The sequence below is a fragment of the Skermanella mucosa genome (genome assembly GCF_016765655.2).
GTDB classification, from domain to species: Bacteria; Pseudomonadota; Alphaproteobacteria; order Azospirillales; family Azospirillaceae; genus Skermanella; species Skermanella mucosa.
Genome location: NZ_CP086107.1, coordinates 242,506 through 256,110, shown reverse-complemented (window position 1 = coordinate 256,110; position 13,605 = coordinate 242,506). Strand labels below are relative to the sequence as shown.

Annotated in this window: 11 protein-coding genes; 3 read left to right on the top strand and 8 right to left on the bottom strand. The window is 70.5% G+C overall.

Going from position 1 to position 13,605, the window contains the following annotated elements; all coding sequences use genetic code 11:
- The first annotated feature begins 356 nt into the window (after nt 1-356).
- The 3 genes from JL100_RS31070 (at nt 357) to JL100_RS31060 (ending at nt 4,046) form a co-directional block, all read left to right on the top strand.
- A complete protein-coding gene (locus tag JL100_RS31070; protein WP_202683192.1) occupies nt 357-1,241 on the top strand; it encodes a universal stress protein in 885 nt (294 codons plus the stop codon).
- Between the two features lie 61 nt (nt 1,242-1,302).
- Nucleotides 1,303-2,721: a sensor histidine kinase gene (locus JL100_RS31065; RefSeq protein WP_202683191.1), complete on the top strand. Its 1,419-nt coding sequence runs from the start codon at nt 1,303-1,305 to the stop codon at nt 2,719-2,721.
- Nucleotides 2,718-4,046 (top strand): sigma-54-dependent transcriptional regulator, encoded by a 1,329-nt coding sequence (locus JL100_RS31060; protein ID WP_202683190.1) that lies wholly within the window; start codon nt 2,718-2,720, stop codon nt 4,044-4,046. Before JL100_RS31065 ends, JL100_RS31060 begins: the two co-directional genes overlap by 4 nt.
- Before the next feature lie 21 nt (nt 4,047-4,067).
- Here JL100_RS31060 and JL100_RS31055 read toward each other — a convergent pair whose 3' ends face one another.
- The 8 genes from JL100_RS31055 to JL100_RS31020 form a co-directional block, all read right to left on the bottom strand.
- Complete coding sequence (locus JL100_RS31055; protein WP_211113139.1) at nt 4,068-4,313, bottom strand: antitoxin MazE family protein; 246 nt, start codon at nt 4,311-4,313, stop codon at nt 4,068-4,070.
- A gap of 66 nt (nt 4,314-4,379) precedes the next feature.
- Nucleotides 4,380-6,494, bottom strand: coding sequence for a methyl-accepting chemotaxis protein (locus JL100_RS31050; RefSeq protein ID WP_202683188.1), 2,115 nt, complete (start codon nt 6,492-6,494; stop codon nt 4,380-4,382).
- 98 nt (nt 6,495-6,592) lie between these two features.
- Nucleotides 6,593-7,177: a hypothetical protein gene (locus JL100_RS31045; protein ID WP_202683187.1), complete on the bottom strand. Its 585-nt coding sequence runs from the start codon at nt 7,175-7,177 to the stop codon at nt 6,593-6,595.
- A 26-nt stretch (nt 7,178-7,203) separates the two neighbouring features.
- A complete protein-coding gene (locus JL100_RS31040) occupies nt 7,204-9,045 on the bottom strand; it encodes a DUF294 nucleotidyltransferase-like domain-containing protein (protein WP_202683186.1) in 1,842 nt (613 codons plus the stop codon).
- 97 nt (nt 9,046-9,142) lie between these two features.
- Complete coding sequence (locus JL100_RS31035; RefSeq protein WP_202683185.1) at nt 9,143-10,924, bottom strand: sodium:solute symporter family protein; 1,782 nt, start codon at nt 10,922-10,924, stop codon at nt 9,143-9,145.
- 24 nt (nt 10,925-10,948) lie between these two features.
- Nucleotides 10,949-11,215, bottom strand: a complete 267-nt coding sequence (locus JL100_RS31030) for a DUF4212 domain-containing protein (RefSeq protein ID WP_202683184.1) — start codon at nt 11,213-11,215, stop codon at nt 10,949-10,951.
- A 171-nt stretch (nt 11,216-11,386) separates the two neighbouring features.
- Nucleotides 11,387-12,562 (bottom strand): patatin-like phospholipase family protein, encoded by a 1,176-nt coding sequence (locus JL100_RS31025; RefSeq protein ID WP_202683183.1) that lies wholly within the window; start codon nt 12,560-12,562, stop codon nt 11,387-11,389.
- A 29-nt stretch (nt 12,563-12,591) separates the two neighbouring features.
- Complete coding sequence (locus tag JL100_RS31020; protein WP_202683182.1) at nt 12,592-13,428, bottom strand: 3-hydroxybutyrate dehydrogenase; 837 nt, start codon at nt 13,426-13,428, stop codon at nt 12,592-12,594.
- Nucleotides 13,429-13,605 lie beyond the last annotated feature (177 nt).

Sequence of the window (13,605 nt, the reverse complement as noted above, 5' to 3'; positions counted from 1 at the left end):
GCCCTGCCGCGGCCGCCCAGGCATGGGGACGGCGCGGGAGACGGCATGATCATGCGTCGGGAATGTTCATGATTTGTTCTGTCAACAGGCACAGTACAGGCGCTTCCCCGATCCGGCAACTATCCGGATGGGGTGATGGTGCCATCCTCGAGACCCCGGATGATTCAGGCCGCAGCCGACGGGGCGGAAGGGCTTGTTCACGTTCGCGAACAGGCCGCCGCCCCGGCGTTCACGTCGCGAAACATCGGCGCCCGCCCGAAGTCCCGAAACGCCGCTGGGACATGCCGATGGCCGTCTGGCACGCCTCTTGTAAGGCTTCGGACGGAGAGGAAACCCCTGCCCCACCGGAGGGAGCCATGAAACCCATCCCGTTCCGCAAGCCGGCCCACCTTGCGGCCCCATCTTCCGCCGCGTCCTCCGCCGCCTCGGCCAAACGCGTGGTGGTCTGGCTCGGCGGCGGCGACGCCCAGCGGTCCGCGATCGAGCTGGCCGTGGGGATCTCGGTCGCCTCGGGCGCGCAGCTGACCGGCCTATCGGCCTTCGACCCGGAGCCGGAAGCCCAGGCGATACCGGCGGGCGGCACCTACTGGGCCCGATGGCTGGCCGACCAGCGCCGGGCCCGGAGGCGCGAGGCGGCCGCGGCGGCGCTCCGCGACTTCGACGAGGCGACCCGCGGCCATCCGATCGAAATCACCAGCCGCCACGACGAGACCGGGTTCGACGGGCTCGCCACCGTGGTGGCCGGCTGCGACCTGCTGGTGGTCCCCGCCGGCGCGGGCCTTTCCGGGTCGGGGCAGCCGCCGTCGGACGAGCTCGCCACGACCCTGGCGGCCCGGTCCGCGGTTCCCGTCCTGCGGGTGAGGCATCATCCCGCGGCGGTGCGCAACGTCGTCCTCGTGGTGTCCGGGACGGACGGCTGCGCCCGGCTGGCCCGGCGGTTCCTGCATTCCGGCCTCTGGACGGATGCCCCGGTGACGCTGCTGCCGGTGGCCGGCGACCGGCAGCGGATCCAGGCGGCCCTCGACGAGCAGGTCGAGCTGGTGCGCGCGCACGGGCGCAAGGCCGAGGTCATGCCTGCGGTCGATCCCGACTCCGAGGCGGACGTGCTCGACCGCGAGGTCCGGCGGTTCGATGCCGCCGCGATGTCCTGCCTGTCGCATCGGAGCGGCTGGCTCGGCATGGTCCGGACCTGCCCGTTCGAGGTCGTTTCGGACCGCATGCCGGTGACGCTCTTGCCCTGAGCCCGCGGGAAGCCAACTACGGGGCAGGACGACACTTCCCGATGCGCCCCGGATGCCGAGCTTGATCGGACTGAAGACCCTGGTTCCCCCGTCCCTGCAGCTGCCGGCCCTGGCGGCCGCGATGGTGTTCGTGGTCGCGGTCGGGTCGACCCAGGTCGCCCTCCAGGTCATGAACTCCCGCCAGACGGACCAGCTCAGGCAGATCGGCCAAGTCTATCTCGACGGGCTCGCGGCGAGCGTCCGTCCCTACGTGGAGGCCGGCGACGCCGTCGAGGTGGAGCGGCGCTTCGCGCAGGCGCTGGCCGAACAGCACGGCATTCCGGAGCAGGCGCTGTTCGCCTTCGGCGGCGACGGCGGGCTGATCGCCCGCGCGGGCGATCCCCGGATCGAGCCGCCCGACATGGCCGCGCTGATGCGCCTCGGGTTCCGGATCGATCCCGTCGGGGACATCGGCTGGGCGAGCCGCCCGCTCGGCGATCCGGGGGCCGGCGCCGGGCCGGGGATCGCGGCGGCGCTCGACCTGTCCGAGGTCATCGCCGCGCGCGACCGCCTGCTCTGGGCGGTGATCCTGATGGACTTCGTCATCGCGTGCCTGTGCGGCATCCTCGCCTTCGCGATCCTGCAGCGCCTGTCGCGACCCTTGCGCACCCTGGTCGATCATCTCGGCTCCCAGCCGCTCGGCGAGCCGGAACCCCTGCCGGCCGCAGCCGCCGGGTCCGCGGGGCCGGAAACCCGCCGCCTGTTCGACGCCTACAACCGGCTGGCCGAAGGGGTCCGCGACCGCGAGCGCCTGATCCGGGCGCTCGCCGACCGGGAACAGGCGGCGGCGCTCGGCCGGATGGCGGCGACCATGGCGCACGAGGTGCGCAACCCGCTGGGCGGGCTGGCCACGGCGGTATCGACCCTGCGCCGGTTCGGCGACGACCGGCAGGTGCGGGACGAGGCGCTGGGACTGCTGGACCGCGGCATCGGGACGATCGACCGCATCGTGACCGGCACCCTCGACCTGTACCGGCCGCCGGAGGACCGCCGGCTGGGCCGCGAGGACCTCGAGGATCTCCGCCATCTGGTGGCGCCCGAGGCCGTCCGGCGCGGCGTGGCCCTGGAATGGCGCGTCGAGGTGCCGGACAACGTCGATCTCGGTGCCGTCGAGGTGCGCCAACTCCTCCTGAACCTGCTGCTGAACGCCTGCGCCGCGACGCCGGCCGGCGGCAGGGTCAGCCTCGCCGCCCGCACCGAGGGGCCGGACCTGGTGTGCGACATCGTCGACCAGGGGCCCGGCCTGGACCGCTCCGTCGCGTCGCGCCTGGCCGGCGGCGGGGCGGATCGGCCGGGAACCGGGGGGAACGGAGGGCGGCGCCTGGGCATCGACGTGGTGGTCGCCCTGCTGGGCTCGCTCGACGGCCGGGCGACGGTGATCGACGCGCCGGGCCGCGGGACCTCGATCCGGATCGCCATCCCGCTGGGAGCCAAGGCATGAACGACGCTCCCTCAGTCCTGGTGCCCTCCGTCCTGGTAATCGAGGACGATCCGGTGCTCGGCCCGGCCCTGATGCAGCGGCTTCGCCTGGAAGGATTCCGGCCCCGCCTCGCCGCCACCGGCGCCGCGGCGGTCGAGGCTCTCGCGGGCGCCGCCCCGCCCGATGCCGTGGTCAGCGACATCCGGCTTCCCGACATGGACGGCGAAGCGCTCTACAGGCACCTGCTGGACACAGCCGGGGCGCTGCCCGTGTATTTCATCACCGCGCACGGCCAGGTCGACCAGGCCGTGCGCCTGATCAAGGCGGGTGCCCGCGACTACCTGACCAAGCCGGTCGACGTGGATTTCCTGGTGGCCGAACTGCGCAGGGCCTGCGTGCCGGTCGGGTCGCCCGGCGGGGCGCGACCCGACCGCGCCCCGCCGTCCATGGGGCAGGCCGAGGCGGTCCTGCGCAAGGCGGCCCGGGTGGATATCCCGGTGCTGCTGACGGGAGAGACCGGCGTCGGCAAGGAGGTCGCGGCCCGGCTGCTCCATGCCGCCGCGGACCGGGCGGACCGGCCGTTCGTCGCCGTCAACTGCGCGGCCATCCCGCGCGACCTGGTGGAGAGCACGCTGTTCGGCCACGAACGGGGGGCCTTCACAGGGGCCGTGGCGTCCAGTCCCGGCCTGCTGGCGCGGGCCGGAGCCGGGACGCTCTTCCTCGACGAGATCGCCGAGCTGCCGCTCGAGCATCAGTCCAAGCTGCTGCGCGTGATCCAGGAGCGCGCCTTCCTGCCGGTCGGCGCCCGCGACGAGCGGCGGTTCGAGGCCCGCCTCGTCTGTGCCACCCACGCCGACCTGGCCGAGTGCGTCGCCGCCGGGACCTTCCGGGAGGATCTCTACTTCCGGATCAACGTCGTCGAGGTCCGCATCCCGCCGCTCCGCGAGCGGCCGGAGGACGTGCCCCCCCTCGCCCACCGCTTCCTCGACGACGCCGTGGCGCGCTTCGGCCTGGAAGCCCGCGCGCTGTCCCCCGAGGGACTGGCGGCCCTGGCCGAGCATGACTGGCCGGGCAATGTGCGCGAGCTGCGCAACCGGATCGAACGGGCGGCGGCGCTCGCGGACGAAACCGTGATCGGCCCCGCGGACCTGTTCCCGGAATCCGCGCTGGACGGGCCGGCGGCCGCGGCGACCGGCACCCTGGACGAGGCGCTTACCGTCGCGACCCGGGCCAAGGTCGAGGAGGCGCTCCGGCGCGCCGGGGGCAACCGCGGCCAAGCGGCGAGGCTGCTGGGCGTCTCGCGCACGACCCTGTGGAAGCGCATGCGCGAGCTGGGGATCGGCTGACGGTCCGGATCACGCCCTGCTTCACTCCTCGTCATCCCGGGGCTCGATCGAGACGGCGTTGATGAACGCCTGTTCCTCGTCCTCGTGCGGGCTCCGGCTGACGAGGAGCGACTGCCGGCGGGCCTCGGCGGCGAATTCCGGCGACCGGACATCCGGAACCCAGATCTGGATCGCCCGCAGCCGCTCGCGCTGGATGCGTACCTTGTCCCTGGACGGTTTCGGGATTGCTGTCACGGCGATCTCCCTGGCTACAGGCAACCATGGCATCGCCGTGAGGAAATCCGAACCGGAATCCAGCTCTGATGCATGGCCGGCGCTTCGGCCGGCCCCGGATCAGGCGGCCCGGATGCGGTCGAGGAAGCGGTCGATCTGCCGGCCCAGCACGGCGGCCTCGCTGCGCAGTTCCTCGGCGGCGGCATGGACCTCGCCGGCGGCCCCGCCCGTCCGGCTCGCGTCCTCCGTCACGCCCAGGATGTTGGAGGATACCTCCTGGGTGCCGCGGGCGGCCTCGTTGGTGTTGCGGGTGATCTCGCGGGTCGCCGCGGCCTGCTGCTCCACCGCCGAGGCGATCGCCGCCGAGGTCTGGTCGATCTCCTCCACAGTCGCCGCGATGCCGACGATCGCGTCCACGGTCTGCCGGGTCGAGGCCTGGATCGCGGAGATCTGGCTGGAGATCTCCTCCGTCGCCTTGGCGGTCTGGCCGGCCAGGTTCTTCACTTCGTGCGCTACGATCGTGAAGCCCTTTCCGGCTTCGCCGGCGCGCGCCGCCTCGATCGTGGCGTTCAGCGCCAGCAGGTTGGTCTGGTTGGCGATCTGCTGGATCAGTCCGACCACGGCGCCGATCCGCTGGGCCGCATCGTCCAGGGCGCGCACCGTCTCGCCGGTCTGGTGGGCCTCCGACACGGCGTTGCGGGCGCGGCCGGCGGCGTGGCTGACCTGGCGCCCGATCTCGGCGATCGAGGCGGCCAACTCCTCGGTGGCGGCGGCGACGGTCTGGACGTTGGCGGAGGTCTGCTCGGACGCGCCCGCGACCACGGTGGCTCGCGCTTTCGACGAATCGGCAACCTCCGTCAGGTTCTCCGACGCGGCGCTCATCCGCTCCGCCGAGACGTTGAAGCTCTGGAGGACGCGGGCGACGGCCGAGCCGAACTCCGCGAGCGCGGTCTCCATCTCCCGATGGCGAGCCTCCTTGCTGACCTGCTCCTCGTGCTGCTCACGCTGAAGGCGGCGGGTCTCCTCGGCGTTGCGCTTGAAGGTGCCCAGCGCGCCGGCCAGGCGGCCGATCTCGTCACCCCGCTGCGCGTAGGGGATTTCGCCGGACAGGTCGCCCTCGGCGACGCGCAGCATCGCCCCGGTGATCCCGTCGATCGGGCGCACGACCCGTCCGCGGATGACCGCCAGGGCACCGATCCCGATCGCGACGGCCAGCAGCAGCAGGCAGGCATGCAGCACCAGGTTCCCGGAAGCTTCGGACGAATTCGCGTCGGCATGCAGGACGATGGCATCCAGGGCCGCCTCGCAGACGGCGACCAGGCTGGTCGTTCCGGCGTCGACCGCCTTGCTGAACTCCGCCGCGCCGGCGGGCGGTACGTTCCCGGCCGCCACGGCCTGCTGGATCTCGTCGCTCAGCTTGACGGTGGTGCCGAAATGAAGGATCTGCGCGGCGTCGGCCGCGGTCACGACCGATGCCGGCATGCCGGGGCGCCCGACGATCTCCCTGACCAGTTTCCAGCCCGCATCGGCCTTGCCGCGCAGTTCCGCGATCCTGGCCCGGTTCTCGGCCGAGACGGCCTTGTCCTTGATGATGGCGGCGACCGGGTATTTCTCCAGGCCCGCGGCGTCGCGGGCCAGATAGGCCGCGTCCTTGACGGCCACCTGGACGGCGATAAAGGCGTCGACCTCGCCGAGCCGAGCCGTCAGCCGCCCGGAAATCAGTTCGAGCTGGTCGACCAGGGCGGTGATGGCGGCATTCGCCTCCTTCGCGATCCCGTCCCGGCGCGCCGCCAGGGGCTCGCGCAGGCTCCGGTCGATCTCCGGACGCAGTGCCGCCAGCCGGCCGCTCCGCGCCTCGAGTTCCGCCATCTCGGCCGGGTCGGCGCAGTCGGCGCGTCCGCAGGCCGCGATCAGCGCTTCCAGCGCCCCGCCGGACTTGGCGCGGAGGGCTTCCAGGCCGGTCAGCATGGTCGCCGCGGCGGCGTCCCGCGCTTCCAACTGGAGGCGGGTGCTGCCGCGCTCGATCCGGACGTTCTGGAGTGCCGTGAAGACGTCGCGGCCGGCGCGCGCCAATTCGCCCGCGCGCTCCGCGGAACGTACGGCACCGAAGGCGCCGATCAGCGTCGAGCCGGTGATGCCGACGAGGATCAGGCAGAGTGCTGCGACGATCAGGTTCAGCGACGCTCCGATACCGGGGGAGCGAAAATGCCGCGTCGCGGACGAAATGGATGACATGGCGGATCCTTGGTTGCGCTTTCCTGCGGGGCAGTGCCGATCGACATGGCGAGCCGCCCGGATGCGCCATTCTTGGCCAAGGTTTCCTGCAGTATTAGTTAAATAACGGCCTTGATTTTATGCATATGACTTTCATCCCGACTGCTTGAACCGATGCCGGCGGAAGGCCGGACAGTGCATGCCGTGGTGATCAGCTCGGGCGGGGTGTCGGCGGCCCAGACAAGGTCCTCCGGCAGGCCGTCCGACGTGAACGGGGCGTCCGCCGGAAACACCGCCTCGCGCCGCCCGGCGCAATCGACCAGATGGCGCGTGACCAGGGTGTCGTCGGCGCGCCTCACGATCAGGACGTTGATGAGCACGAGGTCGGCATGGGCGGAGTTGGTCCGCGCCGTGCCCTTGTCGGCCAGCACCAGCGTGGTGACGACCGGTTTCACGTAGGACCAGGGCTCGAACGGCGACCGCGTGGCGAGACGCTCGACGACGACCATCTCCTTCGGCAGCATCGCTTCCATGCGGCCGGCCCACTGGTAACGCAACGTGGCGGTGACCGCGACGACCGCGACCGCGGCCACCGCCGGGCCGAGCCAGCGCGGCGGCTTGGCGCGCAGCGCCTTGAAGCAGATCAGCATGACGCCGAGGGCTGCAAAGGCCGCGCAGGCGGCGATCACGACATCGAGGAGCATCCGTGGAATTCCCGGTTGGTCCGCGGTCAGGCCATGCCGCCGCGGTAGGCGGCGAGAGCCGCCGATTGCATCAGTTTCACCACGGCGAAAGCGTCCTTGAGGTGCCCCCGCTCGAACGGCGAGAGTTCCTGCGGCGACAGGTAGTTGTCGGGGGCCTTGCCGGCCGCCATGAGCCGCGCCTGGTGCCGGATCCTCACGAGGCCCAGGAACTCCAGCGCGTCCACCAGATCGCGGGCGCCGTCCCGGCTGACCTTGCCGGTCTCGCCGGCGACCACCAGCCTGTCGTGGGTATTGACCACGGGCGAGCCGGCGTCCAGGGCGTATATCCGGGCCAGATCGACGATCGGCGCCAGGACGGAGTGCTTGAGGTCCAGCGACCGGTGGTGTTCCCCGCCGGAGATCAGGACGAAGTTCCGGAAGAGTCCCAGCGGCGGCTGGTGGGTCAGCGCATTGCGGACCATGTGGCCGAGAAAGATGCCGTTGCTTCCGGTCAGTTCCAGGACGTGGCGCTGAAGGTCGCGGAACAGCGGCGGCGGGCCGGCGACCGGCCGCATGTCGAAGAAGATGCTGGCGTTCATCAGCGCCTCGGGCAGCGGCTCCCTTACCCAGCGCTCGAAGGCGCGGCGCCAGGCCGCCAGCGGCATCCGCCACCGCGGGTTCCGGGCCATGATGCCGCCCGGGCAAAGGGGATAGCCGGCATCGGCCAGCCCGTCGCAGACGAACTCCGCCAGGGCCTTGAAGTAGTCGCCGTGGATCGCTTCCTCATAGTCGTCGGAAAGGACGAGGGCGTTGTCCTGGTCCGAGCCCGCCGCCTGCTCGTTCCGCGCCTGGGAACCGAGCGCCATCCAGAGATAGGGCACCGGCGGCGGGCCCAGCCGCTGCTCCGCCAACCCGAGCAGCCGTTCCGTCGCCGCGTCGGTGACGGCCGCGACGGCGTGGCCGATGCCATAGGCGCTGCTGCCCCCTTCCACCAGATCGTGAACCATGTCCGGCACCGGCTTCACGGCCGCCGCGACGCCGGCGGCGTCGTCCCGCCTGGCGATGTCGCCCGCCATGAACGCGACCGACCGCACATGGGTCCGCAGGATGTCGGTGCTGGTCACCATCCCGACCAGCTCCGCCCCGCGCATGACCGGCAGGTGGTTGATGCCGTGGCGGCCCATCAGGATCTCCGCCTGGAAGACCAGGGCGGTGTCGTCGATCCGGTACGGGTCCGGCGTCATAACGGAAGCCACCGGGCCGGCCGGATCCAGGCCCGCCGCCAGGACCCGGTTGCGCAGGTCGCGGTCGGTGAGGATCCCCAGGAGCCGCCCCTCCTCGACCACCGGCAGGCAGGAGACCGCGGCCCGATGCATGTGCCGGGCGGCGTCGGCGATGCTGGTCGCGGGGGAGGCCACCTCCGGCGGGCGCCGGATCAGATCCCTCACCTCCCGGCGGCTGGCCGGATCCATCCGCCCATGGGCCGCGCGCAGCCGTTCGCCCGGCCTGGAATCGAGCAGGCGGCTGAAACCGGGGTGCGCCGCGCGCAACCGGAGGACCTGTTCGGCCGGGATCCGGTAGAGAACGGCGTCCTCCAGGACGGCGACGCGAAGCGGGGTCTCGCCATCGGAAGATCCGGAGGCCGGCACCAGATCGCCCTCGCCCAGGCGGGCGACGGGTTCCCCCGTGACGGTCCGGACCTCCAGCGATCCGCTTCGTACCAGGGCGATGCCGCCGGCGGGGTCACCCGCCCAGGCCGGCGTTTCGCCCCTGTTCAGGCGGATCGGGACGACCTGGGCGGCGACGGCGTCCAGGTCCCCCTCGGGCAGTTTCGCGAAGGCCGGCTGGTCGGCGATGAAATCGCGGACCGCGGCAGGCTCGACCGGCATGTTCAAGGCCGCCTCCACGGTGGTTTATCACACGATGACGTGGAGGGGCAGGACGGCGACCGCCCTGCCCCTCCGGCCGTCGCCCAGTAGTCGATGCTCAGTGGTCGACCGCGGCCTTGGCGCCGCGCGGCGACCGGATATAATCCACCAGTTCCTGGATCTCGCGCGGCGGTGCCGCCGTCATCCTGCTGACCGCGAACGCGACGGCAAAGTTCAGCAGCATGCCGACGAATCCGATGCCTTCCGGAGAAATCCCCAGCAGCCAGTTCGCGGGCGCGTTGACTCCGATCGGGGTGATGAAGATCCCCTTGAAGTAGACGATGTAGCCCATCGTGAAGATGAGCCCGGTCAGCATCCCGGCGATCGCCCCTTCCCGGTTCACCCTTTTCGCGAAGATGCCCATCATGATCGCGGGGAACAGCGAACTGGCCGCGAGGCCGAACGCGAAGGCGACCACCTCCGCCACGAAGCCGGGAGGATTGTAGCCCAGGTAACCGGCGATCAGGATGGCGCCGGCGGCGGCGATGCGGCCGGCCATCAGCTCGTTCTTCTCCGACATGTCCTTGGCCAGGGTGCTCTTCAGCAGGTCGTGGGAGATCGAGGACGATATCACCAGCAGCAGGCCGGCGGCGGTGGACAGGGCCGCCGCGATACCGCCCGCCGCGACCAGGGCGATGACCCAGTTGGGCAGCCGCGCGATCTCGGGATTGGCGAGCACCAGGATGTCGCGGTCCACGGTAAGTTCGTTGCCGCTCCAGCCGTACTGCCTTTCCAGGTCGTCGTTCATGCCGGCCGGGTTGTAGTACTGGATGCGGCCGTCGCCGTTCTTGTCCTCGAACTTGAGCAGGCCCGTCTGTTCCCAGCGCTGCATCCAGGCCGGACGGTCCTCATAGAGCAGGTTGCCGTCCGGGGCGCCCACGGCACCGACCTGGAGCGTGTCCATCAGGTTGTACCGGGCCATGGCGCCGACCGCCGGGGCGCAGAGATACAACAGGGCGATGAAGAACAGCGCCCAGCCGGCCGAGGAGCGCGCGTCGCGGACGCGCGGCACGGTGAAGAAGCGAACGATCACGTGCGGCAGCCCCGCGGTGCCGACCATCAGCGCCGCGGTGATGGCGAACAGGTCGATGACGCTCTTCTGCCCGTCGGTATAGGCCGCGAAACCGAGCTCGGTGACGACGGCGTTCAGCCGTTCCAGCAGGAACACGCCGTCGGCGCTGACCGCGGGGCTGTCCACCAGCGTGCCGCCGAGGCCGAGCGGCGGGAACGGGTTGCCGGTCAGCTGGAGGGAGATGAAGACCGCCGGCACGATATAGGCGGTGATCAGCACGATATACTGGGCCACCTGGGTATAGGTGATGCCCTTCATGCCGCCCAGCACGGCATAGACGAACACGATGCCCATGCCGACGATCAGCCCGACCTCGATGCTGACCTCGAGGAAGCGGGAGAACACGATGCCGACGCCGCGCATCTGCCCGGCGACGTAGACGAAGGAGATGAAGATCAGGCAGATCACCGCCACGACCCGCGCGGCGCTGCTGTAATAGCGGTCGCCGATGAATTCCGGCACCGTGAACTTGCCGTACTTCCGCAGGTACGGGGCGAGCAGCATCGCCAGCAGGACGTAGCCGCCGGTCCACCCCATCAGGTAGACGGAACCGCCGTAGCCGAGGAACGCGATCAACCCGGCCATGGAGATGAAGGAAGCCGCCGACATCCAGTCGGCACCGGTCGCCATGCCGTTGGCGATGGGATGGACGCCCTTGCCCGCGACATAGAAATCGCCCGTCGTCGCCGCCCGCGACCATACGGCGATCCCGATATAGAGGGCGAAGGTGGCTCCGACGATCAGATAGGTAAGTGTCTGGAGTTCCATTGTTTCAGCCTTCCCTGCGATCGCCTAGATCTCGTCGACGTTGAATTTCCGGTCCAGCCGGTTCATTCGCCAAGCGTAGAAAATGATGAGCAGCAGGAAGATGACGATGGAGCCCTGCTGGGCGAACCAGAAGCCCAATGGAAAACCGCCGAGCATGATGCCGTTCAGGGCATCGGCGAAGATGATTCCCGCTCCGAACGACACGAGAAACCATACGATCAGACAGGCCATGACCGTCTGGATATTGGCGCGCCAGTATAGCTGCGCCTGAGTGTCGAGATTGTCCCTCATATGCAACCCCTCTGTTGAGCTTCCCCGCGGGTCTTGATTCTGCTGCCGGCCCGGAGCCCTTGGCAGCGCGTTTTTTTGATATTGAGCCACAGAATGGGCAGCCTGACAATGGAGCTGCTGGCGATTTCGTATCGTCATACCACTTTCGAGAGGCGCCGCGGCATCCGGCGGCTAACCTTCCCCGACGACCCGGCCGGCCTTGGCATCATGCAGGATGAAGCCCTCGATCGGGTCGGCGGGATGGGTCCAGGGAGCCTGGGCCAGCACGCGCGCGGTGTCGGCATAGCCGGCGGACCAGCGGGCCCGGATGCCCTGCGGGCTGAAGTCGATGTCCTTGGAATGGTCCTCGCCCGCCAGCGGCGGGGCCAGAAGCCTGACCACGTGCATGCGGGTGAGACAGCCGTAGGCCGCCAGCTCGCGGACGCGCGGATCGTCGCGCAGATCGGCCGGCAGGGTCTCCGCCAGTTCGGCGATGACGTGGCGCAGGCGGTGGATCTGCTTCTGCCGGGCGATGTGGCTGGCCGCCCGGCTGGCGTACTGGAGGTCCTTCTGGCGGCTCATGACCTTCCAGATGCTGTCCGGCTCCGGCCCGCTGGGGTTCCAGATATGGACCGCGAAGACGAGGCCGCTACGCCGGGGATTGTCGTCGAACACCGCCTCGACGGGCGTGTTCGACAGGATGCCGCCGTCCCAGTAGAGTTCGCCGTCGATCCGGACCGCAGGGAAGGCCGGCGGCAGCGCCCCGGACGCCATCACGTGCCGGATCGTCAGCGGCGCGGCGCGGCTGTCGAAGTAATGCATCTCCGCGGTCCGGACATTGGCGGCGCCGACCGTCAGCCGCGGGTGGCCGGCGCCCAGGCAGCCGGGGTCGATCAGGTCGGCCAGCGTCCTCGCCAGCGGTTCGGTCGAATAGTAGCCGGCGTTCTCCGGCCCGAGGACGGTCTTCATGCCAAGGAAGGCCCAGGGGTTGGGCTGGAAGAAGCCGTCCACCCCCGCCGCCGCCGTCAGGGCGCTGAACGCCTCCGGACCGCCGCCCAAGGATGCCGCGGTCAGCTGCCGGAACGGACCGTGCTGGACCCTCCGCCAGAACTCCCGGAGGCGGGCCAGCCGCATGCCGGGCAGGTTGCCCGCGATCAGGCCGGCGTTGATGGCCCCGATCGAGGTGCCGATCACCCAGTCCGGCTCCAGTCCGGCCTCCTGCATCGCCTCGTATACGCCGGCCTGGTAGGCGCCCAGGGCGCCGCCGCCCTGGAACACCAGCACGATCTGGCCCAGCGTTTCCTTGTCGAACGCCGGCTTCGGCTTCTCGCCGGTTCCGGGCTCGGTCGGGGTCCTGGTTATCAGCATGGGGGGATCTCCGGTGTCTGGAGGCGGGGTCAATGGGCGGTCCAGCCGCCGTCGACCGGGATCGCGGCGCCGGTGATCGAGGCGGCGGCATGGCTGGACAGGAACACGGCGAGCGCGCCGATCTCGTCCACCGTGGCGAACCGCTTGCTCGGCTGCTGCGCCAGCAGCACGTCGCGGACGACCGCCTCGCGGGAGATGCCGTGGACCTTCGCCTGGTCGTCGATCTGCTGCTCGACCAGCGGCGTCAGGACGTAGCCGGGGCAGATCGCGTTGCAGGTGATGGGCTCCTCCGCCACCTCGAGCGCCACCGTCTTCGTGAAGCCAACGACGCCGTGCTTGGCCGCGACGTAGGCCGACTTGAAGGGCGACGCGACGAGCCCGTGGGCCGAGGCGACGTTGACGATCCGGCCGAAGCCGTTCCGCCGCATCACCGGCAGCGCCAGCCGCACGGTATGGAAGGCGGAGGTGAGGTTGATCGCCAGGATCCGGTCCCACTTGTCGGGCGGGAACCCGGTGACCGGCGCCACGTGCTGGATGCCGGCATTGTTGACCAGGATGTCGATCCGCCCGTGCCGGTAGGCCGCGGTCTCTACCATGCGGCCGATCGCCTCCGGGTCGGACATGTCGGCGTCCGAATAGTCCGTCCCGACCCCGAACTCCTCCTCGATGGCGGTGCGCGCCTCGGCGATGTCCCGCGCCGGGCCGAAGCCGTTCAACACGACCGCGGCGCCCCGGGCGGCGAAGGCCCGCGCGATGCCGAGGCCGATCCCGCTGGTCGAGCCGGTGACCAGCGCCACCCTCCCCGCGAACTCGTCGACCGGGGCGGCGGCCGGCGCGGCGGGTTTCCTCACTGCGAACGTATCCATGGCGAGACCTCTCTTGCGATCATGGTCTGGTGATCCTGGCCTGACTGTCCCACCGGGAGCCCCCCGCCGTGAAATGCCGGTTGGCTAACCAGTCCATAGCCGCCGGCTATCGATCCCTTAGCCAACCGGCATTTCCCCGGAGCGCCGGTTCCGCCGATCCTCGGTCCCGACACCACG

Bases quoted from the DNA above. Each gene is read 5' to 3' on its own strand.
- JL100_RS31070 (WP_202683192.1), top strand. From the start codon at position 357: ATGAAACCCATCCCGTTCCGCAAGCCGGCCCACCTTGCGGCCCCATCT.
- JL100_RS31060 (WP_202683190.1), top strand. From the start codon at position 2,718: ATGAACGACGCTCCCTCAGTCCTGGTGCCCTCCGTCCTGGTAATCGAG.
- JL100_RS31055 (WP_211113139.1), bottom strand. From the start codon at position 4,313: ATGCCATGGTTGCCTGTAGCCAGGGAGATCGCCGTGACAGCAATCCCG.
- JL100_RS31050 (WP_202683188.1), bottom strand. From the start codon at position 6,494: ATGTCATCCATTTCGTCCGCGACGCGGCATTTTCGCTCCCCCGGTATC.
- JL100_RS31045 (WP_202683187.1), bottom strand. From the start codon at position 7,177: ATGCTCCTCGATGTCGTGATCGCCGCCTGCGCGGCCTTTGCAGCCCTC.
- JL100_RS31040 (WP_202683186.1), bottom strand. From the start codon at position 9,045: ATGCCGGTCGAGCCTGCCGCGGTCCGCGATTTCATCGCCGACCAGCCG.
- JL100_RS31035 (WP_202683185.1), bottom strand. From the start codon at position 10,924: ATGGAACTCCAGACACTTACCTATCTGATCGTCGGAGCCACCTTCGCC.
- JL100_RS31030 (WP_202683184.1), bottom strand. From the start codon at position 11,215: ATGAGGGACAATCTCGACACTCAGGCGCAGCTATACTGGCGCGCCAAT.
- JL100_RS31025 (WP_202683183.1), bottom strand. From the start codon at position 12,562: ATGCTGATAACCAGGACCCCGACCGAGCCCGGAACCGGCGAGAAGCCG.
- JL100_RS31020 (WP_202683182.1), bottom strand. From the start codon at position 13,428: ATGGATACGTTCGCAGTGAGGAAACCCGCCGCGCCGGCCGCCGCCCCG.